The organism is Streptomyces sp. H39-S7 (assembly GCF_027158205.1).
GTDB lineage: Bacteria > Actinomycetota > Actinomycetes > Streptomycetales > Streptomycetaceae > Actinacidiphila.
Window position 1 is genome coordinate 173,263 of sequence record NZ_JAPVLU010000001.1, and the last position, 22,154, is coordinate 195,416.

A 22,154-nucleotide genomic window follows, 5' to 3' on the forward strand; every position below is an offset into this window, starting at 1 on the left:
GCGTGACCGTCCTCCCGGACACCGCCCCCCGCCCGGTACGGCACGCGTCGGCCGCCCGCCCGCCGGTCGTCCGCGCCGCCCGCCGCTGGGCGTGGCTCGGGCCGCTGCTGCCCGCCGTGGCGACCGTGCTGCTGCTCGCGGCCCCCATCGGCGCGGGGGACGTGAGCGCCTCCGGCAAGCTGACCCCCGCCGACGCGGCCTCCGGAGTGCTGGTCGCGTTCTGCGCCCTGCGGGCGCTGCGCGCCCGAACGCGCCCGCTGACGGCGGCTGCCGCCCTCGTCCTGGGCGCACCCGTCGTCGCGATCGCGGTCGCCGCGCTCGCCGCGTCGGATCCGGCGGAGGGGGTCGCCGGGTTCGTGCGGTACCTCCAGGTCTTCGTCCTCGTGCCGACCGCGCTGGTGCTCCTGCTGCGCACCCGGCGGGACTTCCTGGTGGTGGCCGGCGCCGTCGTCCTGCTCGCCCTGGTGCAGGGCGCGATCGGCGTCCACCAGTACGCGACGGGCACCGGCGCGTCATACGTCGGCGAGAACATCCGCGCCGTCGGCACGTTCGGTCCCTCGGACGTGATGGGCATGGCCACCGTCGTCGCCTACGGGCTGGTGATCGCCGTCGGGCTGGCCCTCGCACCGCCCGCGCCCGGCTGCCCCCGGCTGCTGCGGCCGCTCGCGCTGGGCTGCGCGGCGGCGCTCGTGGTCCCGCTGGTGCTGTCCTTCAGCCGGGGCACCTGGATCGCCACCGTGCTGGCGTGTTCGGTGATGACCGTGCTGGCGGGCCGGCGGCAGGCGGTCAGGATCTTCGCGGTGACGGCCGCCGCGGGCGTGGTGCTGGTCGGCGGCGCCGGCGCCGGCTCGCAGTTGATCAGCGACCGGGTCGCCAGCATCACGCAGGTGACCGACGCGCCCGACTCGTCGGTCACCGACCGGTACAGCCTGTGGGCGGCGGCCACCGGGATGTGGCGCGAACGGCCGGCCACCGGCGTCGGCCTCAAGGGCTTCCCCGCCCACCGCGACGGCCACGCCGCCCTCGACCTGTCCTCGGGCAGCGACACCGACGGCGCGGGCCAGGCGTTCGCGCGCGAACCCCTGCTGTCACCGCACAACATGTACCTGCTCATCCTCAGCGAGCAGGGGCTGATCGGGGTCACCCTCATCGTCGGCAGTTGGGCGGCGCTGCTGGCCCGCGGGCTGAGCCGGCTGGCGGGCGCCCGCCGCGCGGGCCGCGGCGCCGAGTGCGGGCTGATCGCGACCGGGCTGCTGCTCTGGCAGTGCGTCGACTTCCTGTACGCGGACATCGGCGGCCCTTCGACCGTGCTCACCGCGATGCTCTTCGGGCTGGCCGCCGCCTGGGCGCTGCGCCCGGCGGACGGGGCCGCGGGCGGGGTGGAGGCCACCCGATGACGGACACGACCGCGCCACCCGAACCCCCACCGCCGCCGGCACGGTCCGCCCCTTCGGGCACCGTCCCCGCTCCCTCCCCCGCGCCGGACGGCGGCGGACCGGCGGAAGAGCGGCCCCAACCGTCCGGCCTGGGGCGGGTGCTGGCGCGGGCGGCGGCCCTCACCGCCGCGCTCACCGCGCTCGGTTCGCTGCTGGGTCTGGTCCGCGACCAGACGATCGCCCACCTCTTCGGCGCGGGACCCGCCACCGACGCCTTCCTGGTCGCCTGGACCGTGCCGGAGCTGTCCTCCACGGTCCTCATCGAGGACGCGATGGCCCTGCTGCTGGTCCCGGCGTTCAGCCTGGCCCTGGCCCGGCGGGGCACCGAACCGGGGCCGGACCCGGTAAGGGCGCTGGTGGCGGCCACGCTGCCCCGGCTGCTGCTCGCCCTGGCCGCGGCGATGGCACTGCTCGAACTGTGCGCGCCGGCGCTCGTCGGGATCCTGGCGCCCGGCCTGCGGGACCCCGCCCTCGCCGTCGACTGCACCCGGCTGACGGCCGCCACCGTCCTGACGTTCGGCCTCACCGGCTACTTCAGCGCCGCGCTGCGCGCCCACCGCCGGTTCGTACCCCCCGCGGCCATCTACGTCGTCTACAACATCGGCATCGTCGCCACCCTGGTGCTGCTCCACGCCCGCTGGGGCGTGCGCGCCGCCGCCGCGGGGGTCGCGGTCGGCGGCCTGCTGATGGTGCTCGTCCAACTCCCCGCGTTCCTGCGCCGGCTGCCCCCGCGCGGCACCCGTCCGCGACGCTCGGTGCGGGCCGCCGCGACGGCCGGCGGCCCCGCGCCCCTCGGCATCGCGCTGCTGGCCCCCGTCATCGTCTTCAGCCTCTGCCGCCAGGCGCAGGTGCTCATCGAGCGGTTCCTCGCCGCCCCGCTCCCCGCGGGCGCCATCTCGCACCTGAACTACGCGCAGAAGGTCGCCCAACTGCCCATGGTGCTCTCGCTGATGATCGTCACGGTCACCTTCCCGGTGGTCGCGCGGGCGCTGGCCGACGGTGAGCCGGACCGGGCCAGGCGCCGGGTGGAACGTGATCTGACGCTGGCCGGCATGGTGGTGCTGCTCGGCACCGCCTTCGTCATCGCCTGTGCCCCGCAGATCGTCCAACTGCTCTTCCAGCGCGGCGCCTTCGACGCGGCCGACACCGGCGCGACCGCGTCCGTCATACGCGTCTACGCGCTGGGCCTGCTCGGCCAGAGCATGGTGGGCGCCCTCGTCCGGCCGTTCTTCTCGGCCGCCCGGCCCATCTGGTACCCCGCCGCCGCCATGGGCGCGGGACTGCTGATCACCGTCGTCGCCGGAGCCGTCACCGTCCGGTACTGGGGCATCCACGGCATCGCCGGCGCCAACGCCGCGGGCATCACGGCCACCGCCGTGCTGCTGCTGCGCGGCCTCGGCACGCGGGTGATCGCCATCCGGGCCGGCACGGTCGCCGCCGGGCTCGGCCGGCTCGTCGTGGCCGCCGCGGCCGCGTGCGCGGCCGGCTGGGCCACCGCGCACCTGCTGCCCGGACCGCTGCTGTCCCTCACCGTCTGCTGTCTCGTGGTGCCGGCCGTCGCCACCGCGACCGCCGCCGCCGTACGGGTGCCGGAAATCCCGCACCTGCTCGCCACCGTGAAACGGAAGCTGCCCCATGCCCGCTGACACCGCACCCGTCCGCGTCCCCGCCCGCCGCCCGGCCGCCCGCGACACCCTGTCCAGACGGGGCGGCCGGACGGCGCCGTGGGTGCTGATGTACCACTCCGTCGGGGAGTGCGCCGACGATCCGTACCTGATCACCGTCAGCCCCGACCGGCTCGAACGGCAGCTGACGTGGCTGAACCGCCGCGGCCTGACCGGGGTGGGCATGGCAGAGCTGCTGCGGGCCCGCGCGGAAGGCCGCGGGAACCGGCTGGTCGGGCTGACCTTCGACGACGGCTACACCGACTTCGTGGAGCACGCGGTGCCGCTGCTGCGCCGGTACGGGCACACCGCCACCGTCTTCGTCCTGCCCGGCAGGCTCGGCGGCGGCAACGAGTGGGACGAACTCGGGCCGCGCAAGACGCTGCTGACCGAGGAGGGCATCCGCGCCGCGGCGGCCGCCGGTATGGAGATCGGCTCCCACGGCCTCGTCCACCAGGATCTGACGGAGACCGCCGACGAGGTGCTGACCGACGAGGTGCGCGGCAGCCGCGACCGGCTCCAGGAGATCACCGGGGCGGCCCCCGAGGGCTTCTGCTATCCGTACGGCAAGGTGGACGCGCGCGTCGTCAACGCCGTGCTCGCGGCCGGGTACACCTACGGCTGCGCCGTCGCGGCGGGCCCGCTGACCGGGACGCACGCGCTGCCCCGCGCCTACGTCGGGGAGCGGGACACCGACGCGCGCCTGCACCTCAAGCGCCTGCGGCACCTGTTGCTCCGCCGCACGCTGCCGTACGAGGCCGGCCACGCCGCGCTGCCGTACGCCCGCGGCGCGGCCCCGGGCGCCCGGGACCGCGCCGGCACCCGCCCCGCCGAGGGCCCGCCGGTCCCCCCGGAGCCCCGGGGCGGGCAGGACGGCCGATGAAGGTCCTGCACATCATCACCGGGCTCGACGTCGGCGGGGCCGAGCAGCAACTACGGCTGCTGCTGCGGCATCTGCCGGTGTCCTGCGAGGTCATCACCCTCACCCACCCGGGTGCGGTCGCCGACGGTATCCGCGCCGACGGCACCCCCGTCACCCATCTGGGGATGAACGGGAACCGGGACCTCACGGTGCTGCCCCGGCTCACCCGGCTGATCCGCGCCGGGCACTACGACCTGGTCCACACCCATCTCTACCGGGCCTGCGTCTACGGCCGGATCGCCGCCCGGCTGGCCGGGGTGCGCACCGTCGTCGCCACCGAGCACTCCCTCGGCGCGACCACGATCGAGGGCCGCCCCCTCACCCGCGGCACCCGCGCCCTGTACCGGGGCACCGAGAAGCTCGGCAGCGCCACCGTCGCGGTCTCGGACACCGTCGCCGAACGGCTGCGCGCCTGGGGCATCCCCGGGCCACGGATCCATACGGTGCCCAACGGCATCGACGCCGGCGCGTTCCGTTTCGACGCGGCGGTCCGGGCGGCCACGCGCACCCGCCTCGGTCTGCCGCCGGACGCCTTCGTGGTGGGCGGCGTGGGGCGGCTGGTGCCCGGCAAGCGGTTCGACCTGCTGGTGCGCGCGGTCGCCCACCGCCCCGGGGCCCGACTGCTGCTGGCCGGCGCGGGACCCGAACGCGACGCCCTGCTGAGCCTGGCCGCCGGGCTCGGCGCGGCGGACCGGATCCACCTGCTGGGTGAGACCGGCGGCGGGGACGGTCCCGGCACGGCGCCGGCCCTCCCCGCGCTGCTCGCGGCCGTCGACCTCTTCGTCTCCGCCTCCCGTGAGGAGACCTTCGGGCTCGCCGTCCTGGAGGCCCTCGCGGCAGGACTGCCCGTCCTGTACGTCACCTGCCCGGCCATCGACGACCTGCCCGCCGCGCACGCCCCCGGCGCCCGGCGGATCGGCGCCGCCGCCGACGCGCTCGCCGCCGCCCTGCGCCAGCACCAGGAGGCGGGACCGCACCGGTTGCCGGTGCCCGCCGCCGTCGGCCACTACGACATCGCGGGCACCGCCGGCCGGCTGGCCGCGCTGTACGCCCTCGCCGCCGCCCGGCCCTGACCGGAGCCCACAGAAAGAGCGATCCCATGGACGAGATCCGAACCCACGCCCCCAAGGCGCCGAGCCGGCTGCGGGACGTGACGCGGCGGCTGCCGCGCTGGTGGCCGCTGCCGCTGTGCCTCGGCCTCGGGCTGGCCGGCGGTCTGGGCTACGGCCTGACCACCCCGCCGCAGTACTCCGCGACCAGCTACGTCATCGTCGTCCCGCAGCGCTCCGACCCCGCCACCGCGCTGGGCTTCGCGCAGGCCTACGGCCGTGTCGTCACCGGTTCCACGGTGCTCGTCGACGCGCAGGAGGACGCGGGCGTCCCCCTCGCCCAGCTGCGCGGCAACGTGCAGGTGGCGACGTCGCCCGACGCGCCGATGATCTCGATCACGGGCACCGGGACCCGGGCCCGCGACGCCTCGGACATCGCCAACGCCGTGGCGAACTCCCTGACGGCCACCGGCAACCGCAACACCGCCAACACCGGGGTGCGGCTGCTGGTGTTCTCCCCGGCCGCCGTGCCCGCCTCACCGGCCTCGTCCTCCACCGCACTGTCCGGCGCGGTCGGCGGCAGCGCCGGCGGCCTGCTCGGCGCGCTGGTCCTGCTGGTCCGCCCCGGCCACCGCGGCCGCCGGGCGGGCGGCCACGCCGCCGTGCCCGCGCCGGCCCAGGGCATCCACCCGGCCGTCAAGGAGATGGCGTGATGACCGGCGGCGACCTCGCTTCCGTCCGCTCGGTGACGATGTGCCGCGACCCGCGGCAGTTCGCCGGTCTGCGCGAGGAGTGGGGACGCCTGCACCGGCACTGCCGGACGGCCACCCCGTTCCAGAGCCACTCCTGGCTGCACTCGTGGTGGACGTCGTACGGGCGGGCCGGACGCCTGCGGGTCCTGCTGGTCCGGCAGGACGGGGAGCTCATCGGCGCCGCCCCGCTGATGCTCGTCCACCGCCCGCTGCCCGTCCTGGTGCCGCTGGGCGGAGAGATCACCGATTTCTCCGACGTGCTGCTCGACGACCACGCCACCGACGCCGCCGCCACCGCGATGGCCGTGGGCCTGCGCCAGGCGGCGCGCGGCGCCCTGATCGACCTGCGCGAGGTGCGGCCCGGCGCCGCCGCCGAACGGCTCTACGGCAGCTGGCGGGGACCGAAGCGGCGGCTGGCGGACTCCGTCTGCATGGAGCTGCCCGGCGTCCCGCTGCCCGAACTGATCACCCGCATGTCCACCTCCCGCGGCCAGCGCACCCGGTCCTACGTGCGCAAGCTCGACGCGCTGGGCATCGAGGAGCGCGTCGTCCCCGAACACGAGGTGCCCACGGCCGTCGAGAACCTGCTGCGCCTCCACATCCTGCAGTGGGAGGGGCGCGGGGTGACCCCGGAGCACGCCAGGCCGCGCTTCGCCGCCCACCTCAAGCGGGCCGGGCAGCACATGGTTGCCGGGGGCGACGCCGTCATCACCGAGTACCGGCTGGGCGGCGAGGTGCTGGCGGCGGACCTCAAGCTGCTCTCCCCGCGACTGGTCGGCGGCTACCTCTTCGGCGCCGACCCCCGGCTGCGCGACACCAAGGCCGACCTGACCACCATGCTCATCAGGAACGGCGCCGGCCACGCGGCCGCCTCGGGCGGCGGCGGTGCGCTGAGCCTGCTGCGCGGCAACGAGCCGAACAAGCTCCCCTGGTGCCCCGACCTGGTCGCCAACCAGCGGCTGCTGATGACGTCGCCCCTGCTCGCCCCCGTCCTCCTGCTGCAGGTGGCCCGGGCCGCGCTCCGGGACCGGGCGGCCGCGGCGGTGCGCCGCCATCTGCCGGCGGTGCGCGCCTGGCGGTCCCGGCTCAACGCCTGGCGGGCGAAGCGGGTCTGAGAACGGCAACGACCTGCGGAGCGCGTCCATCCGCGCTCCGCAGGTCGTCGAGGTCCTGAACGCGTCAGCCGGCGAGGCCGTGCGCGGGAACCGCAACCGGAGCCGCAACCGGGGCCGAGACCGGAGCCGGAGCCGGGAGCTGTGCCGGGACGGCCGGGAGCTTCGGCAGTCCGGCCAGGTCAGCTGTCGGCAGCGCGCCGCCCAGCAACGACGAGACCAGGACGTTGACCAGGTCGGTCACGACCTTGAGCACCCCTCCGATGGCCCCCGTCGCGTCGCCCGACGTGGCGGACGTCAGCAGGTCGGTGACGGCCTTCTGCAGACCGGCCAGCGCGTCACCCGTGAGATCGGCACGTGCGGTGACGCCCGTGGCGTTGATGCCGCGCGTCGGCATGGCGGGCCGTGCGGGGGATTTCGGCAGCACCGGAGCCTTGGGCAAGGTGGGGGCGGCGGGCAGCACGGGCGCGCCCGGTGCGGCCGGTGCGGCCGGGAGTGCGGGTGCGGCCGGGAGGGCCGGCATCGCCGCGGCCATGGCGGCGATCGCGGCCTTGACCGCGTCGGCGTCCTTCGTGGCGTCCGCGGCCGACAGTTTGTTGCCGGGCGCCGCGAGGACGGCCTTGACCGCGTCCGTCACCGGCGTCAGGACGGCGCCGAGTCGACCGAGGGCGTTGGCTTGGGCGAGGAGGGTGGCGGCATCAGGTGCCGCCGGCACGGTGAGACCGGTGAAGGTGGCGGTGTGATCGGTGTCCGAGGACGCGAACGCCGTTCCCACGGTGCCGAATGCGAGTGCGCCGACGAGGGCGGTGGAGACGATCACGCCGGTCGTCCGGTGGGTGCGCATGGAGATGGTGTCCCTTCGCTGAACAGGCGGGTTTACTCCACAACCGTCGAAAGCGAACGGTGGCCCCGCAACCTGTCAACTCTGGGCGTCTGCGTGTCGCGCTCCTCCGTTCGGGCGGCGTCCGCGCCCGAACGGCCGCTGTTCGCACCGTGATCGCCGTCCGGGGCCACCGCCGGGGGCCGGCCGCGGACCCGTCCGCCAATCGGGTGCACCGGGACCGGCGCGGCACCGGCAGGAGACGCGACGGTGGCCGCGTACGGGGTACGCGGCCACGGTCGTGCGATGAGGTGTCGGTGATCAGCCGTTGTTGACGCCGTTGCCCGAGAGCACCGGGATCTGGTCCAGGATGTGCGACAGCGGCTCGTCGCCCTTGATCTGGGACGAGTTCTCGGTGCACTGCTGGTTCTGCGGCGACGACAGGACGTTGACGTCCTGAACCGTGATCGGGATGAGGCCGATGAGCGAGCCGACGTTGGCCTTGAGCGGCAGACCGATGCAGGGCTTGTTGAGCGAGCCCTGGACGAGGCCGACCTGCGGGCTCATCGTGCCGTCGGTGTGGGTGTTGCCGTAGTTCGACTCGGAGCCGTTGCCGTTCACCGTGGAGGCACCGCCGTCGTCACCGATAGCCAGCGCCTGCGGGGCAGCCATGGCGGAGAGACCGACGATGGAAACGGCAACTGCTGCACTGGCCATGAACTTCTTAAGCACGGTTCGCCCTTCTTGAAACGATGTTCCTGTCATTGAAGCGAACTGATCAACTGCACATCTCGGGTTTGGTTCCGCGATTTCACTCCACTGGCCCAACCGGTATTCCCGGCGATACGCCCGGCGGCCTGCCGCCGGGCGTATCGCTTTCCGGTCAAATCTTCTTCGCGGACTGCCATTCGATCCGGAAACACAGTTTCGAAAGGCCGAACTGGTGCTTGCTCGCGTCTCCCAGTTCGAGCGGCAGGCAGACCTCGGCGGGCGCCGCGGGTGACCCGAGCGTCGGAGCGGGCCGGAAGGCCCCGACCGGGACCGGCACCATGACGGTCGGTGCGGGCACGGCCGTGCTCGCACCCGGACCGGGACTCGGAGCCGGCACGGGAGTGAGCGTCGGGCCGGGCGTCGCACCCGGCGTCCCGGTCGGGGTGGTCGTCGGCGTGGTCGGGGTCGTCGGGATGGTCGGGGTCGTCGTCGGGTCAGGAGTCGGCACGCTCGGCGCGGGGGTCGGCGCCGGCACCGGTTCGACCCGGCCGAAGTTCTTCGAGCGGAACACCTTCGACGACTTGGGGTTGTCCGAGCACTGCCACACACCGTGCGGGCAGTAGTCCGTCAGCGTCTGGTACACCGCCCGGTGGTCGGTGATCCACTGCAGCATCATCCGCATGTAGTCCGCGTTGTCGCCGTTCCGGAAGAGTCCCCACTCCGGATAGGAGATCGCCTTGCCGTGCGCGGCGGCGAAGTCCACCTGCGCCTGGAGCCCGAACGGCTCCTCCACCTGGTCGTAGAAGGAGTCGCCCGGCGGCTGGTCGTAGGAGTCCATGCCGATGATGTCCACCACGGAGTCACCCGGGTAGCACGACGTCCAGCCGATCGCGTCCTGACCTCGGTTGGGCGTGAAGTCGAACCGGAACCGCTGGCCGGGAACGCTGCGCATCGTCGTCACGATGCGGTTCCAGTACGTCTTCCAGGACGCCGGATCCGGACCGCAGCGGTGCGTGTACGTGGTTCCGTTCATCTCCCAGCCCAGCACGATGACGGTGTCGGGCACGCCCAGCCCGACCAGTCGCCGCGCCAGCTCGAGGAAGTGGCCGTCGAACCGGCCCGCCGCCCCGGAGCGCAGCAGCGTCCGCACCTGGCTGTCGGGGATGTGCTGCTCGTTGCGCTCCTGCATGGGCACGTTGAGGACGAAGAGCCGGTCCGGCCGCGCGTTCTTCCACTGGGCCCAGGGCTGCAGCAGCTCCGGCTCGCCCTCGATGGTGTCCCAGTGCTCGCCGGGAAGGTACGTGTGGCCCACCGCGAGGTCGGTGCCGCCCAGCCACTTCTGCAGGTCGGCGATCCGCCGCACCCCGTCGGCGCCGGAGGACGTGAAGGCCCCCATCGGCGTGTGTCCGAAGGCCGGCGCGGGAAGCGCGGCCCCGGTCGGCCCCGGTCCCGGCGGTCCGGCCGCCGGTGACGGCGGTGCCGGATCGGTGGCGGCGGCCGTGGTGCCGAGGTCGTCGACGGTGGTGTGGGGCATCCCGAGCAGGAGCAGGCCGGCGGCGACCGCTCCGACACATGCACCGGTCAGTGTGTGGCGTCGGTGGGCCATAGTTGCTCCTCCTGCGACGTTACCCCTCGGAGCTTTATCTCCGGACGGTAATTCAGAAAGTACGAGGAGCCGGGTGGGCGGGCCTGTTCTGATAGTCCATTAGGAAGCGGGGCGGGGTCAGAACCGCTCGCAAATCCGTCGGATCGTCAGATCGAGTGAATGCGCGGCCACCGGTTGCCCTTCACCGGTGTGCGTTATCCGGCCAAGCACAGGATGATGGTGAATAGCTGACGGACAGTCGGCGACGCCCTTCCGGGCGGATGCGTCGCGATACCGCCGCTCCTCACAGGTCCGGCCGTAGCGGCCGATAGCGAGGAGAACCGATCATGAACGAGGCCGAGAAAAGCGGCGGCGGGAAAGCGGCGCCGGCCGCCCACACCCGCCGCCGGGTGCTCCGTGCGGCGTTCACCGCCGCCGTCGCCGTCACCGGCACGACCGCGGTGCTCTACCCGATCGTCACGTCCGGGGAGCCGGAGGGGGAGAAGTCCGCGGCGGGCAGGTCCGCCTCGGGGAACGACCCGGCCGGGCCCGCCCCGGAACCGGCCGGCGGAGGCTTCGACGAGGTCTACCGGGGGCGCCGCATCCAGGGTGTGCCCACCGGCACGGCCGACGGATCCGAGACCGACGGATCTCCCGTCGTCATCCTGATCGACGGCAGGATGCTGCACGTCATGCGGCGCGCGGACGGCACCTACGTGAGCGTGGCCAACCACTACCAGCCGTACGCCACCCCGCTCGACACGGCCCGCGGCGCGGTCGACGTGATCGGCGCGGCCAAGCTGTCGCTCGCCGGCAACTCCTACCAGCACTGACAGCAGAAGGGCCGAGACCGGTGTACATCCGCCAGAACCAGAAGAACATGACGCGCGCCCAGCGGGCGACGTTCGTCCGCGCGGTCCTGAAACTGAAGGGCAAGGGCGTCTACGACGAGTTCGTCCGCATACACGGTCAGTACTACGTCTCCGACGGGGACACCGGCCTACGCGTCGGCCACATGACGCCCACGTTCTTCCCGTGGCACCGCCGGCTCCTCCTGGAGTTCGAACGCGCGCTGCAGTCCGTGGAACCGAGCGTCACCCTGCCCTACTGGGACTGGACGCGGGACAACTCGAAGACCTCCTCGATCTGGGCGTCCGACTTCCTCGGCGGCGACGGCCGCGCATCCGACGGCCAGGTCATGACCGGGCCCTTCGCCTACTCCTACGGCAAGTGGCCGATCTCCGTCGGCGTCACGGAGGAGAAGTACCTGACGCGGCAGTTCGGCCGCCCGGACCGCCCGATCGCGCTGCCCACGAAGGCGGAGCTCGACAAGGTGCTGCAGGACCCGCTCTACGACGCCGCCCCGTGGAACTCGACCGCCACTACGCGCGGGTTCCGCAACCGGCTGGAGGGGTGGACGGTCGGCGAGGCGCAGGGCGGGTTCCTCCACAACCGGGTCCACCAGTGGATCGGCGGCCACATGACGGGTGCCACCTCGCCCAACGACCCGGTCTTCTGGCTGCACCACGCCTTCATCGACCTCGTCTGGCTGCGCTGGCAGCGCATGCACCCGAAGTCGGGGTACCTGCCGGCCCGGCCGCTGGCCGCCTCCGACCCGGAGCACGGCCGCGTCATCAGCTTCAACGAGCCCATGCCGCCGTGGAAGACCAAGCCGTCCGAGGTCATGAGCCTGCACAACGCCTACCGGTACGAGGAGAACTGACCCGCTCAGGACCGGCGAGCGAACGTACGAGTGCGGCCTCCCGCGAAGTGATCGCGGGAGGCCGCACCGGTTGGACGGGGGCGTTCGCCCCAGGCCGCTGAACGGACGGGTGACAGGACGGTCGTGCTTCGTCCCGCCGGCCCGTCGTGCCGGGCCGGTCGTCGTCCGGTCCAGCGGCCCCACAGCTGTTGGGAGCCGGGACTACCAGGCGTCGTGGCCCGAGACGTTCTCGCAGTGGTTGCCGAACGCCGGGTTCAGGAGGCCGATCACGTTGACGGTGTTGCCGCAGACGTTGATCGGCACGTGAACGGGGACCTGGGCCTGGTTGCCGGACAGAACGCCGGGGGAACCGATGGCAGCACCCTGGGCACCGGCGTCGGCGGCAGCCATGCCGGCACCCGCGGCCAGAACGGCACCGGCCGCGGCGGTGATGGCGGCTGCCTTGGCGATACGCGACATCGAAATCTCCTTGATGGTGAAACCCAACCGCAGTTCCTGCGGCATTGACGCCTGCGCAACGCGTGTGAATGCCGCATAGTCACGCAGGTTGAGCTGAACTGATGAACGTCACCGCCCGTGAGGGCGGCCCGACACCAAAGGCCCCGAAGCTTGGACGCTCCGGAGCCTTCGCGCGGGGGTGTTGCGCCCTGTCCAACGATCACGGCTTCCGCCGGACACGGGCGGCGCGGGGGTACCGGCGCTTTTCTCCGGACATACCGTCGTATCGCATGTGCGATCGACAAGACCTCGTTCGGCTGGTTTAACAGTGCGGACTCGCTCGGTCAGGTGACTGCGGGGCGGGCCGGGCCCGGACCGCCGTTACAGTCCGTTGCCATGAGTCAGACCAGTACCGCTCCGGACATCACGCGTCAGAGCCAGATGGGCACCCTCGCGGTGATCCCCTGGGCCGGCGAGCACACCGAGGACGAACGGGACATCGCGTTCCTCCTGGCCTACTCCCTCGGCGACGTCGAGGGCGGCCCGGAGGTGGCGGAGAGCGCCATCGCGGCGGCGATGGAGGAGGTCGGCCTGCCGGTCGGCGGAGCCGTCCTGGACATCGCCCAGCTGTCCAAGGCCCCCGTGAAGCTCCTGGTCGAGGGCGGCCAGGCCGTCCTGACCATGCCGTACCTGCACGCGGCCTGCCCCGTGCCCGAGCAGTGGGTGGAGGCGGCCCGCGAGCGCGGCATGGTGTATTTCCTGTTCGCCACCCGGCCGTGGCCGGAGGCGGCACCGGGCAAGCCGGTCAGCGAAGAGCTCCTCAAGTCCTTCGTGGGCGACGAGACGATGCTCGCCGGCTCCGCGCACTGCTTCGTACCCGTCGGCTCCCTCCAGGGCTGACGCCCCGGCCCGCACCAACGCGAAGGTCCCCGCGGGCAGTGCCCGCGGGGACCTTCGTGGCGCTTCCGGTGTCCTACGACTGGGTGAGCAGCCCGGCGCGCAGCCGGGTAAGGGTCCGGGTCAGCAGCCGGGACACGTGCATCTGGGAGACCCCGAGCTCGGCACCGATCTCGGACTGCGTCATCTCCTGGCCGAAGCGCATCCGCAGGATGGCACGGTCCCGCTCGCCGAGTTCGGCCATCAGCGGCTTGAGGGCCTGGAGGTTCTCGACCGCCTCCATGCCCGGGTCGTCCTCACCGAGCCGGTCGACGAACGAACTGCCCGCGGCTTCCTCGTTGTTCTCGCCCGCCGGGAGGTCAAGGGAGCCGGCGGTGTAGCCGTTGCTGGCGACGAGCCCCTCGTTCACCTCGGCGGGGGTCAGGTCCAGGTATTCGGCCAGCTCCGCGGTGGTCGGGGAACGGTCCATCCGCTGGGCGAGCGCGTCCTTCGCCTGCGCCAGCGCGATCCGGCGCTCCTGGAGGCTCCGCGGCACGTGCACGGCCCAGCTGGTGTCCCGGAAGAAGCGCTTGATCTCACCCGAGATGTACGGAATGGCGAACGTGGTGAACTCGACCTCGCGCGACAGGTCGAACCGGTCGATCGCCTTTATCAGGCCGATCGTGCCGACCTGGACGATGTCCTCCATGTCCTCCGACCGGTTGCGGAACCGGCCGGCGGCGAACCTGACCAAGGAGAGGTTCAACTCGATCAGGGTGTTCCGCGCGTACTGGTAGTCGCGCGTCCCCTCGTCCAGCGTCCGCAGGCGGTCGAAGAAGAGCTTCGACAGGGCTCGCGCGTCCTGCGGCGCGACCTTGCCGGCTTCCTCGATCCACGGCAGCTCCGTCACCGACGAGGCACAGCCGCCCGTGGTCGGGCCATCAACGACGGCTGTGTCGGCAACCACAGCTGCGTCGGCCGAGTTCACTAGCGCTGTCATGTTCCTCATCCTCCCAGGAGCAACCGGCAATAGCACCCGCCTACCCCGGCCTTTCCCTCTCACACCCGCAATCTTCACGATTGCTTTCGCGGGCGGGTTCGGGGGGTCGGTACGGCGGATCGGCGCGGCGTCGGGGCCCTGGAGGGAACGGATGCGGTGCGGGTGGCTGGAGCGTCCTGGAGGGGGAGAAGTTCTGGGGCGTGGAGATTCCCGCACTCCGGGGAGGCGGTCTCGACACGTCAGGTGGTTCCGGCGGTCGGTCCGGGGCGGGGTCAGGCCGCGCAGGGGAACCGTTCGAAGCGCTCGTCCGCCGGGACCAGGTCGCCGGCGGGGGCGTCGGTCACCGGGGCGGGGCTCGTGTCGCCGAGGCCGGCGGTGCGCTGGCGGGAGACGGGGGAGGCGCCGTGGGCCTCGGCGCGGATGCGCTGCTTGATGGTGGGCGGCAGGGACCCTTCGCGGCGGGGCTCGCTCCCGGTGAGGGCCGTGCAGGCCGCGAAGGACGCGTGGCGCGGCAGCGGGACGATCGGCGCGGGCCGCTCGGACGTCCCGACCGCCCGGCGGACGGCCTCGGCCGGGGCGGTGAGCCGCAGCGCGGTGAGGATCCCGGCGAGAACGCCGAGGAAGACGGTCCAGAACTGCGCGACCTTGGTGGTTGCGGCAGTTGCGGCGGTTGCGGTGCTGGCTGTGGTGGCCACGGCCCCTCGCTTTCGATCGGTTGGTCTGCGTATGTCCCTCATCATGTGGACGGGGAGCGACCATCGCGGGATCCGCGCCGCTTGTCGTATGAACACCACCCGGACGGTCCAACGACCCCGGGTATCCGCCTCGCGCCCCCGTAGCGTGAGGGGTGACCGGACAGAACCGCTCCGCCAGGAAAGAGCCCGCCATGTCGGACCGGCGTCCCCGGGGACTGCGCCCGCACAAGCGCGACCAGAACGGCCGGCGCGTCGACGGCTCGGACGCGGCCCCCGAGCGCTCGATGGAGCCCCGGCACCCCCTGGACGACACCACCGAGTCCGGTCCCGTGGAGAACAGCGTGATCGACGCGGCGCTCTATCGCGACGGCCGCCGGATCGACACCCCGGCCACCCTCACCGAGGCCTACCGGAAACTGCCCGACACACCGGACGCCATGGCCTGGATCGGCCTCTACCGGCCGGCCGAGGACCAGCTGCTGGCCGCCGCCGCCGCGTTCGGGCTGCACGAGCTGGCCGTCGAGGACGCCGTCGTCGCCCATCAGCGGCCGAAGCTGGAACGCTACGGCGACACCCTCTTCGTCGTGCTGCGCGCCGCCCGCTACCTCGACGACTCCGAGGAGGTCGACTTCGGCGAGCTGCACCTCTTCGTCGGCCCGGAGTTCGTCCTCACCGTCCGGCACAGCCAGTCCCCCGACCTGTCGACCGTGCGCGCCCGGCTGGAGGCCGACCCGGAGCTGCTGCGGCTCGGCCCCGAGGCGGTGCTCTACGCGGTGCTGGACTCCGTCGTCGACGGGTACGCGCCGGTCATCGCCGGTCTGCAGAACGACATCGACGAGATCGAGACCGAGGTCTTCGGTGGCGACCCCAAGGTCTCGCGCCGCATCTACGAGCTGTCCCGCGAGGTCGTCGAGTTCCAGCGCGCCACCCGTCCGCTGCTGAGCATCCTCTCGGCCCTGACCGCCGGGTTCGAGAAGTACGGCACCGACCAGGAGCTGCGGCGCTACCTGCGGGACGTTGACGACCACGCCACCACCGTGGTCGAGCGGGTGGACGGCTTCCGGCAGATGATCGCGGACATCCTCGCCGTCAACGCCACCCTGGTCACCCAGGCGCAGAACGAGGAGATGAAGCAGCTCGCCGAGGCCAGCAACGCCCAGAACGACGAGATCAAGAAAATCTCGGCGTGGGCGGCCATCCTCTTCGCCCCGACCCTGATCGGCACCGTCTACGGCATGAACTTCGAGTCCATGCCCGAGCTGAAGTGGGTCTTCGGCTACCCGTTCGCCATCGGGCTGATGGGCGTGGTCTGCGTCGGGCTGTACATGGTCTTCAAGCGGCGCGACTGGCTGTGAGGGCCGGGACCCGTCAGGTCCCCCACAGCGTCCGGGCGAGGACCACGCCGATGGCGGCGGCGCCCAGCCCGGCGGTGATGCTCGCCACCACGTTCGCGGCGGCGGAGAACCGGGCCCCGTCCCCGGCCAGCCGCAGCGTCTCGTAGGAGAACGTCGAGTACGTCGTCAGCGCCCCGCACAGGCCGGTGCCCAGCAGCAACTGCACGGAGGACGAAGCGGCTCCGGCGGCCACCGCGCCGGTGACGACCCCGAGCACCAGGCTGCCGGCCACGTTGACGGTGATCGTTCCCCAGGGGAAGGCCGTCTCGTGCCGGGCCTGGACGAAACGGTCGGTGAGGTAGCGCAGCGGGGCGCCGACGGCGGCGCCGGCGATGACGAGCAGCCAGTTCACCGCGCGGCACCCCGCGACGCCAGGCGACGGGTCACCGTCGCGCCCGTCCACACGGCCGCCAGGGCGGCGAGCGCCGTCCCGGCCAGATAAGCGAGTCCGGTGGCCGCCTCGCCCCGCTCCAGCAGGTCGCGGATGTCGACGGCGTAGGTGGAGAAGGTGGTGAAGCCGCCGAGCACGCCGGTCCCGAAGAACGGCCGCACCAGCGGGTGCACGGTCCACACCTCGCTGATCAGCACCATGAACACCCCCATCACCGCGCAGCCGGCGGTGTTGACCAGCAGCGTCGTCCAGGGGAAAGCGCCGGCGGGCGTGGGCCACAGCAGCGCGGCGCCGTACCGGGCGCAGGCGCCGGCGGCGCCGCCCAGCGCGATCACGGCCAGGACCTGGACAGGGTGGCGCAGCACTTCGTCGCGCTGCGCCGGCACGCGCAGATCGACGTCGGGATCGGTGGGCATCGCGCGTCACGATACCGGCCGGGCCCCCGCGAGCCGCAGGTCAGCGGTTGAAGGTGTCGATGTTGCTGATCTTCCAGGCGCCGTCCTGGTGCACGGCGTCCACGGCGAACATGGCCGCCGCGTACGTCGTCTCCTCCTTCGGCGCGGTACGGGTGTTCCGCTGGTCCGCGAAGATCAGCACCCGGGCCCGGTCGCCGTCGATCAGCTCCACACCGCTGTCGGTGACCGTCGTCGTCAGGACGAGCTTCTGCGTCGGCGCCTGCTTGCGCACCTGGGCGAGCATGTCCGCGTACTGCTGCACCGCCTTGCCGGTCAGCAGCTTCTTCGCCGCCTGATCCGTCCGTGCGGTGTCCGCGTAGTTGTAGGAGAAGACCGAGTTCACGGCCTGCGTCACCATGCCTTTGACCTCGCTGGTGCGGGCGGTGTCGGTGAGGGCGCTGTTCCGGGTGGACGCGGTGTCGTGGAGGGTGGCCGCCTCCATGGCGGCCCAGCCGGCGAACCCGCCGAACAGCACCGTCAGCAGGCCGAGGGCGACCACCACCCGGCGCGGGCCGCTGCCGCCGCCGTCTCCGCCGGGCTTCCTGGCAGAGGGTTTCGGCGCGGGTTTCGGCTTCGGTTTCGGCTTCCTGTCCTTCTGCTGTACCGGCTGATGATCCTGTTCGTCCGGTTCGGGCGCGGGCGGCGGTCCCGGGCGCGTCCGGCTCGCGGGCGGTGCGGCGGCCAGGCGCCGCTGCCGGTTAATGAGGTGGCGGGTCGTCGACATGTGCGCGGGTCCTCTCGGGTCCTCTAACCGGCGGCGGAAGGCTGCGGACTGGGGGCGGTCTCCCCGACCGGCGCCTGACCGAGGGCGCTGAGCTTCCAGCCGTCGGACGTACGGGTCAGCTCGCCGAGCAGCCGGCTCTCCTTGGCCGAGGGCTTGCTCCTGGGCGCGGTGACCGTGATGCGCAGCGCCACCATCACGCTCGCCTTCCCGGCCCGGACGTCCAGCTCGGTCACGGATCCGGACAGCACCTTCGCCGTGGTCACCGTCTGCGCCTGCCGCACCTGCTTCTCGAACTCCGTTCTTCCCTGGACCAGTTGGCTGCGCAGGTCGCCGGTGGTGGAGTTCTGCCAGGTGTCGAGTCCCTGCGGCAGGTTCTTGTGGTCGAGGGTGTTCATGTTCTGCACGCCCTGCTCACCGGCGGCCAGCACCTGGTCGCGGGTCTGCGCGTAGGCGGCGGAGTCGTCGTGCGCCGCCCCGTACCAGGTCCAGCCGCCCCAGCCCGCGGCGGCCACCGCGAGGACGGCCAGGGCGACGGCTGCCACCAGCAGCGGGTTCCACGTCTTCGTACCTTGCATCTGCCTCTCCCCTACCGGGACTACCGGGACTACCGGGACTACCGGGACGTGATGTCGGTGATCTGCCAGTGCCCGTCGTGGAACCGGGCGGTCACCGACAGCTGGGCCGCCGCGGTGGTGGCCTTCTTTCCCTTGCGCTCCGCCGTCTGGTCCAGGAAGACGAGCAGCCGGGCGCTGTCGCCGTCGAGCCGGGTGACGCCGGCCCGCACCACATGCGTGGTGAGCGTCAGCTTCTGCGCGGCCACCTGCTGCTTGACCTGCCCGAACAGCGCCTCGTACTGCCCGGCCGCCGATCCGCCGAGCAGTTCCTTCGCCGCCAGCTCGGTGGCCCGGGTGTCCTCGGGCGTGTACGAGAAGACCTTGGCGAGGGTGTTGCTGACGTCGCCGATGACCCGGCTGGTGGCTCCGGTGTCGGTGAGCGCCGAGTTGGACGTGGCCCCCGGGTCCGTCAGCTGATGGGTGCGGACCAGGAGCCCGGTACCCGTGAGCAGCAGTAGGGCGAGCAGCGCGGCGCCGATCACCGTCGGGGTGACGCGACGGCGCCGGGCGGGGCCCGGGTCGGCCGGTGTGTCGTCGGTCTCCGGGCTGTCCTCGACCTCGACCGCCTCTTCGGCGGGTTCGGTCCTGGTGTCTCCTGTGGTGCTCACGTTCTTCGCCCTCCTCTCCCGGATCAGCCCGCGCCGACGGGTACCGCGTTGATCGCCGTGAGCCTCCAGCCCCCGGAGGTACGGGCGAGACCGGCCTCGAAACGCTTGCGGTCGGTGGTGGCGGGCGCTCCGCCGCGCGGGGTCAGCGCCACCTGCACCGTCGCGATGAGCCTGGCCGTGCCCGACCGGGTGTCGAGTTCGGTGACCGCCGCGTCGGTGACGGTGCAGCGGGCCCTGGTACCGGCCTGCTGCAGCGACCTGCCGCTCTCAGGGTTCGTTCGGGCCATCTCGTCGTGCAGCGGCCCGGTGGTGGCGTCGAGCCACTGCCGCAGCCCTTCCTGCACCTGCTGGGCATCGGTGCCGTCGATGCTGTTGAGGCGGGCGATGCTCTGCCGCCCGTCGGCCAGGACGGCGTCGCGGGCCTTGGCGTAGGCGAGCGCCTCGTCGGTGCGCGCCTGCCGGTACGACCAGCCGGCGAACGCGCAGAACACGACGATGGCCGCCGCCACCGCCCAGGCGACGGCGCTCCTGGCCGGCGCGGAGACCGTCGGGAGGCGCGGAAGGGACATCCGCCGACCGGTCACGGGCGCGGCTCCAGTCCGAGCAGTCCGCTCATGCCGGAGGGGCCGGCGGCCGGCAGGGACGGCAGGCCGAGGGCCGCGGGCAGCGTGCCGCCCGCGTCGGTGCCCAGCAGCAGCGCACCGGGCCGGGTCGCCGCCGGCACGCCGCCCTTCGGGGCGTTGGCGGATCCCCGGACGTTGGTGCCGCTGCCCGGCGAAGCGGTGCAGCGCGCCCCGGTGTTGAGCGCCGGCGCTGTTCTGAGGTCGAGTCCGTTGCGGTACGTGGTGCCCCCGTATCCGGCGGTGCAGGGCAGCGGTGAGAAGAACGTCACCGACATCCCGAGGTTGGCGCCCTTGCCGTTGATGGCGGTGGCACCGGCCGCGGCCACCGCGGGCAGCCGGACCAGGAGTTCCTCGATGCCGTGCTGGCGGGTGACGGCCACGTCGGACGTGGTCAGCAGGTTTGCGAGCACCACGCTGAGGCTGGGGTTGAGGTCCCGCAGCAACCCGCTGATCTGCGTCGCGGCCTCCGGTGCGGCGGTGATCAGCCGGCGCAGATCGGTGTCGGAGCCGCTCAGTGACGCGGCCAGGTCCTTGGCGCTGGTGGCGAACGACCTGATCGCGTCGCCCTCCTGCGCCTGGGTGCTCAGCACGGTCGCCCCGTCGATCATGAGTTTGGTGGTGGTGGGCTCGTTCTTGTCGGCGGCCTGGATGAAGTCGGTGCCGTTGTCGATGAGCGACTGCAGGTTGTCCCCCTGGCCCTGGAACGCCTTGCCGAACTCGTCGACCACGGTCTGCAGCGACGACAGCGGCACGGAGGAGGCGAGGGTGTCGACGCTGGTGAGCAGGTTCGTCACCGGGGCGGGGGTGCGGGTGTCCGCCACCGGGACGCGCGCGCCGTCCGCCAGGTAGGGCCCGCCGTCCGCCGTCGGGCGCAGGTCGATGTACTGCTCGCCGACCGCTGACAGGTTGGCGACCACGGCCTGCAGCCGGGTGGGGATGGGCGGCGCCGAGTCGTCGATGCGCAGCTCGGCCTCCACGCCGTCGTCGGTGAGGGTGATCGGTCCGACGCGGCCGACGGAGACTCCGCGGTAGGTGACGTTGGAGTGGCTGAACAGGCCGCCGCTCTCCGGCAGCTGGACCTTGACGACGTAGTAGCCGCGCATGCCGAAGTAGTGGCCGAGGTCGGCGTACCGGGCGCCGATGAAGCCGAGGACGAGGACGGCGATCACGAGGAAGGCGACGTTCTTCAGCCGGGTGCCGAGGGTGATCATGAGTGGCCTCCCGCCGAGGGCGCCGGAACGGTTCTGACCGGTCCGACGGACGGCAGCGGGAAGAGCGACGACGACCTGGCGCCCTCACCGCCCTCCGTTCCGCCCCCGTCGGCACCGCCATCGGTACCGGCGTCCGTGCCCGCGTCCGTGCCCGCGTCCGTCCCGCCCACATCGGCACCCGCGTCGGTACCCGCGTCCGTCCCGGCATCCGTGCCCGCGTCCGTCCCGGCATCCGTGCCCGCGTCGGTGCCCGCATCGGTGCCGGCGTCCGTGCCCGCGTCGGTACCCGCGTCCGTGCCTCCCACGTCCTCCCCCGGGTCCTGGGTCGGCGGCGGGTAGACGTTGTCGCCGAAGTTGAGTTCGGGGACGATCTGCGTGCCGGGCGCCGCCGTCATGTCCAGGTAGACGTTGAGGTAGTCGCCCTTGACGCCGCTGAGCACCTCGTCCGTGAACGGATAGGTGAGCAGCACCTGGAGCGAGTCCGGCAGCGCCTTCCCCGAGTCGGCGAGCCGCTGCAGGGTGGGCGCGAGCGCCCTGAGGTCGGCGACCATGTCGTCCTTGCTCCTGTTCACGGTGGTGACCGCGACCTGGGACAGGGTGTCCAGCGAGCGGAGCATCGTCACCAGGGAACCGCGCTGCTCCTCCAGGACCTTCAGACCCGGGCTGAGGCCGGTGAGGACCGTGCCGATCTGCCGGTCGCGGGTGGCGAGGGTCGCGGAGAGGTGGTTGACGCCGTCGAGCGCCGCCGTGATGTCCTGCTTGTGGCCGTCCAGGTCGGTGACGAGGGTGTTGACGCGGGTCAGCATGGAACGCACCTGCGGCTCGTTGCCCTGCAGCGCCTTGTTGAGCTCCACGGTGATCGTCTTGAGCTGGGCGACGCCGCCGCCGTTGAGCAGCATCGACAGCGCGCCGAACACCTCCTCGACCTCCGGGTTGCGGTTGGTCCGGTCGAGCGGGATCCGGGCGCCGTCGCCGAGCCGGCCGCTGCCGGGCTCGCCGGTCTTCTGGTCCGGCGCGGCCAGCTGCACGAACTTCTCGCCGAGCAGGCTGGACTGTTCGAGGTGGGCGTACGCGTTGGCCGGGAGGACGACCTTGCCGTTGACGCGCATCGTGACCTTCGCCGTCCAGCCGTTCGGCGCGAGGTCGACGGCGGTGACCCGGCCCACCGCCACGTCGTTGACCTTGACCGCCGACTGCGGGACGAGGCTGAGGACGTCGGCGAACTCGGCCGTGACGGTGTACGGATGGCTGCCGAGGTCGGCGCCGCCGGGCAGCGGCAGCGTCTCGATGCCGCCGAGGCCCGGGGCCGAGCAGCCGGCCAGCGCGAGCGTGAGGGCCGCCGCCGCGGCGA

At 72.7% G+C, this 22,154-nt stretch carries 24 protein-coding genes; 10 read left to right on the forward strand and 14 right to left on the reverse strand.

All coding sequences use genetic code 11. The annotated features are described in order from the left end of the window. Positions 1–2: 2 nt before the first annotated feature. The 6 genes from O3X23_RS00875 to O3X23_RS00900 are packed head-to-tail and all read left to right on the forward strand — an operon-like array spanning position 3 to position 6,938. On the forward strand, positions 3–1,397 hold the full coding sequence (locus tag O3X23_RS00875) for an O-antigen ligase family protein (protein WP_443047653.1): 1,395 nt from the start codon (positions 3–5) through the stop codon (positions 1,395–1,397). Continuing rightward, complete coding sequence (gene murJ, locus O3X23_RS00880; RefSeq protein ID WP_269269040.1) at positions 1,394–3,082, forward strand: murein biosynthesis integral membrane protein MurJ; 1,689 nt, start codon at positions 1,394–1,396, stop codon at positions 3,080–3,082. The genes O3X23_RS00875 and murJ overlap by 4 nt, the downstream gene beginning before the upstream one ends. Then, the gene (locus tag O3X23_RS00885) at positions 3,072–3,983 is read left to right on the forward strand and encodes a polysaccharide deacetylase family protein (RefSeq protein WP_443047654.1); all 912 of its coding nucleotides are present in this window, start codon (positions 3,072–3,074) and stop codon (positions 3,981–3,983) included. The genes murJ and O3X23_RS00885 overlap by 11 nt, the downstream gene beginning before the upstream one ends. Then, complete coding sequence (locus tag O3X23_RS00890; protein WP_269269041.1) at positions 3,980–5,095, forward strand: glycosyltransferase; 1,116 nt, start codon at positions 3,980–3,982, stop codon at positions 5,093–5,095. The genes O3X23_RS00885 and O3X23_RS00890 overlap by 4 nt, the downstream gene beginning before the upstream one ends. A gap of 26 nt (positions 5,096–5,121) precedes the next feature. Then, positions 5,122–5,784, forward strand: a complete 663-nt coding sequence (locus O3X23_RS00895) for a lipopolysaccharide biosynthesis protein (RefSeq protein ID WP_269269042.1) — start codon at positions 5,122–5,124, stop codon at positions 5,782–5,784. Then, entirely contained in the window at positions 5,784–6,938 is a 1,155-nt protein-coding gene (locus O3X23_RS00900) for a GNAT family N-acetyltransferase (protein WP_269269043.1), read from the forward strand. The genes O3X23_RS00895 and O3X23_RS00900 overlap by 1 nt, the downstream gene beginning before the upstream one ends. A 64-nt stretch (positions 6,939–7,002) precedes the next feature. Here O3X23_RS00900 and O3X23_RS00905 read toward each other — a convergent pair whose 3' ends face one another. The 3 genes from O3X23_RS00905 to O3X23_RS00915 all read right to left on the reverse strand — a co-directional run bounded on the left by O3X23_RS00905 (position 7,003) and on the right by O3X23_RS00915 (position 10,072). Next, positions 7,003–7,779 (reverse strand): hypothetical protein, encoded by a 777-nt coding sequence (locus O3X23_RS00905; protein ID WP_269269044.1) that lies wholly within the window; start codon positions 7,777–7,779, stop codon positions 7,003–7,005. 297 nt (positions 7,780–8,076) lie between these two features. Beyond that, positions 8,077–8,487 (reverse strand): rodlin, encoded by a 411-nt coding sequence (locus O3X23_RS00910; protein ID WP_269269045.1) that lies wholly within the window; start codon positions 8,485–8,487, stop codon positions 8,077–8,079. A 151-nt stretch (positions 8,488–8,638) separates the two neighbouring features. After that, entirely contained in the window at positions 8,639–10,072 is a 1,434-nt protein-coding gene (locus O3X23_RS00915; RefSeq protein WP_269269046.1) for a glycoside hydrolase family 26 protein, read from the reverse strand. A gap of 326 nt (positions 10,073–10,398) precedes the next feature. Here O3X23_RS00915 and O3X23_RS00920 point away from each other — a divergent pair, with 326 nt between their 5' ends. Both O3X23_RS00920 and O3X23_RS00925 read left to right on the forward strand, forming a co-directional pair. Next, positions 10,399–10,884 (forward strand): tyrosinase family oxidase copper chaperone, encoded by a 486-nt coding sequence (locus O3X23_RS00920; RefSeq protein ID WP_269269047.1) that lies wholly within the window; start codon positions 10,399–10,401, stop codon positions 10,882–10,884. Between the two features lie 20 nt (positions 10,885–10,904). Then, positions 10,905–11,774, forward strand: coding sequence for a tyrosinase family protein (locus O3X23_RS00925; RefSeq protein ID WP_269269048.1), 870 nt, complete (start codon positions 10,905–10,907; stop codon positions 11,772–11,774). Positions 11,775–11,975: 201 nt separating this feature from the next. Here O3X23_RS00925 and O3X23_RS00930 read toward each other — a convergent pair whose 3' ends face one another. Beyond that, positions 11,976–12,233, reverse strand: a complete 258-nt coding sequence (locus O3X23_RS00930; protein WP_269269049.1) for a chaplin — start codon at positions 12,231–12,233, stop codon at positions 11,976–11,978. 375 nt (positions 12,234–12,608) lie between these two features. On the opposite strand from O3X23_RS00930, the gene O3X23_RS00935 reads away from it, so the two are divergent. Next, the gene (locus tag O3X23_RS00935) at positions 12,609–13,112 is read left to right on the forward strand and encodes a DUF5949 family protein (RefSeq protein ID WP_269269050.1); all 504 of its coding nucleotides are present in this window, start codon (positions 12,609–12,611) and stop codon (positions 13,110–13,112) included. Positions 13,113–13,185: 73 nt separating this feature from the next. Here the strand turns inward: O3X23_RS00935 and O3X23_RS00940 are convergent, their stop codons facing one another. Together O3X23_RS00940 and O3X23_RS00945 are read right to left on the reverse strand one after the other, a co-directional pair. After that, the gene (locus O3X23_RS00940; RefSeq protein WP_269269051.1) at positions 13,186–14,088 is read right to left on the reverse strand and encodes a SigB/SigF/SigG family RNA polymerase sigma factor; all 903 of its coding nucleotides are present in this window, start codon (positions 14,086–14,088) and stop codon (positions 13,186–13,188) included. 272 nt (positions 14,089–14,360) lie between these two features. Continuing rightward, positions 14,361–14,783: a DUF6344 domain-containing protein gene (locus O3X23_RS00945; protein WP_269269052.1), complete on the reverse strand. Its 423-nt coding sequence runs from the start codon at positions 14,781–14,783 to the stop codon at positions 14,361–14,363. Between the two features lie 191 nt (positions 14,784–14,974). On the opposite strand from O3X23_RS00945, the gene O3X23_RS00950 reads away from it, so the two are divergent. Continuing rightward, entirely contained in the window at positions 14,975–16,138 is a 1,164-nt protein-coding gene (locus O3X23_RS00950; RefSeq protein WP_443047655.1) for a magnesium and cobalt transport protein CorA, read from the forward strand. A 13-nt stretch (positions 16,139–16,151) separates the two neighbouring features. Here O3X23_RS00950 and crcB (O3X23_RS00955) read toward each other — a convergent pair whose 3' ends face one another. From crcB (O3X23_RS00955) to O3X23_RS00990, 8 genes are read right to left on the reverse strand one after another with little or no spacing between them, the layout of a single operon-like run. After that, entirely contained in the window at positions 16,152–16,529 is a 378-nt protein-coding gene (crcB, locus tag O3X23_RS00955) for a fluoride efflux transporter CrcB (RefSeq protein WP_269269053.1), read from the reverse strand. Then, positions 16,526–16,984: a fluoride efflux transporter CrcB gene (gene crcB / locus O3X23_RS00960; protein ID WP_269269054.1), complete on the reverse strand. Its 459-nt coding sequence runs from the start codon at positions 16,982–16,984 to the stop codon at positions 16,526–16,528. Before crcB (O3X23_RS00960) ends, crcB (O3X23_RS00955) begins: the two co-directional genes overlap by 4 nt. Before the next feature lie 40 nt (positions 16,985–17,024). Further along, positions 17,025–17,747, reverse strand: coding sequence for a hypothetical protein (locus O3X23_RS00965; protein WP_269269055.1), 723 nt, complete (start codon positions 17,745–17,747; stop codon positions 17,025–17,027). Between the two features lie 23 nt (positions 17,748–17,770). After that, positions 17,771–18,322 carry a hypothetical protein gene (locus tag O3X23_RS00970; protein ID WP_269269056.1) on the reverse strand — a complete coding sequence of 184 codons (552 nt, stop codon included), beginning with the start codon at positions 18,320–18,322 and terminating at the stop codon, positions 17,771–17,773. 38 nt (positions 18,323–18,360) lie between these two features. After that, positions 18,361–18,969 (reverse strand): hypothetical protein, encoded by a 609-nt coding sequence (locus O3X23_RS00975; protein WP_269269057.1) that lies wholly within the window; start codon positions 18,967–18,969, stop codon positions 18,361–18,363. Between the two features lie 23 nt (positions 18,970–18,992). After that, a complete protein-coding gene (locus O3X23_RS00980) occupies positions 18,993–19,538 on the reverse strand; it encodes a hypothetical protein (protein WP_443047668.1) in 546 nt (181 codons plus the stop codon). Between the two features lie 11 nt (positions 19,539–19,549). Then, positions 19,550–20,803, reverse strand: a complete 1,254-nt coding sequence (locus O3X23_RS00985; RefSeq protein WP_269269059.1) for an MCE family protein — start codon at positions 20,801–20,803, stop codon at positions 19,550–19,552. Continuing rightward, positions 20,800–22,125 carry an MCE family protein gene (locus tag O3X23_RS00990; protein WP_269269219.1) on the reverse strand — a complete coding sequence of 442 codons (1,326 nt, stop codon included), beginning with the start codon at positions 22,123–22,125 and terminating at the stop codon, positions 20,800–20,802. The genes O3X23_RS00985 and O3X23_RS00990 overlap by 4 nt, the downstream gene beginning before the upstream one ends. Between the last annotated feature and the right edge of the window lie 29 nt (positions 22,126–22,154).

Coding starts and splice junctions, on each gene's coding strand:
- murJ (WP_269269040.1), top strand. CDS start 1,394: ATGACGGACACGACCGCGCCACCCGAACCCCCACCGCCGCCGGCACGG.
- O3X23_RS00885 (WP_443047654.1), top strand. CDS start 3,072: ATGCCCGCTGACACCGCACCCGTCCGCGTCCCCGCCCGCCGCCCGGCC.
- O3X23_RS00890 (WP_269269041.1), top strand. CDS start 3,980: ATGAAGGTCCTGCACATCATCACCGGGCTCGACGTCGGCGGGGCCGAG.
- O3X23_RS00895 (WP_269269042.1), top strand. CDS start 5,122: ATGGACGAGATCCGAACCCACGCCCCCAAGGCGCCGAGCCGGCTGCGG.
- O3X23_RS00900 (WP_269269043.1), top strand. CDS start 5,784: ATGACCGGCGGCGACCTCGCTTCCGTCCGCTCGGTGACGATGTGCCGC.
- O3X23_RS00905 (WP_269269044.1), bottom strand. CDS start 7,779: ATGCGCACCCACCGGACGACCGGCGTGATCGTCTCCACCGCCCTCGTC.
- O3X23_RS00915 (WP_269269046.1), bottom strand. CDS start 10,072: ATGGCCCACCGACGCCACACACTGACCGGTGCATGTGTCGGAGCGGTC.
- O3X23_RS00920 (WP_269269047.1), top strand. CDS start 10,399: ATGAACGAGGCCGAGAAAAGCGGCGGCGGGAAAGCGGCGCCGGCCGCC.
- O3X23_RS00930 (WP_269269049.1), bottom strand. CDS start 12,233: ATGTCGCGTATCGCCAAGGCAGCCGCCATCACCGCCGCGGCCGGTGCC.
- O3X23_RS00935 (WP_269269050.1), top strand. CDS start 12,609: ATGAGTCAGACCAGTACCGCTCCGGACATCACGCGTCAGAGCCAGATG.
- O3X23_RS00940 (WP_269269051.1), bottom strand. CDS start 14,088: ATGACAGCGCTAGTGAACTCGGCCGACGCAGCTGTGGTTGCCGACACA.
- O3X23_RS00950 (WP_443047655.1), top strand. CDS start 14,975: ATGTCGGACCGGCGTCCCCGGGGACTGCGCCCGCACAAGCGCGACCAG.
- crcB (WP_269269054.1), bottom strand. CDS start 16,984: ATGCCCACCGATCCCGACGTCGATCTGCGCGTGCCGGCGCAGCGCGAC.
- O3X23_RS00965 (WP_269269055.1), bottom strand. CDS start 17,747: ATGTCGACGACCCGCCACCTCATTAACCGGCAGCGGCGCCTGGCCGCC.
- O3X23_RS00970 (WP_269269056.1), bottom strand. CDS start 18,322: ATGCAAGGTACGAAGACGTGGAACCCGCTGCTGGTGGCAGCCGTCGCC.
- O3X23_RS00980 (WP_443047668.1), bottom strand. CDS start 19,538: ATGTCCCTTCCGCGCCTCCCGACGGTCTCCGCGCCGGCCAGGAGCGCC.
- O3X23_RS00985 (WP_269269059.1), bottom strand. CDS start 20,803: ATGATCACCCTCGGCACCCGGCTGAAGAACGTCGCCTTCCTCGTGATC.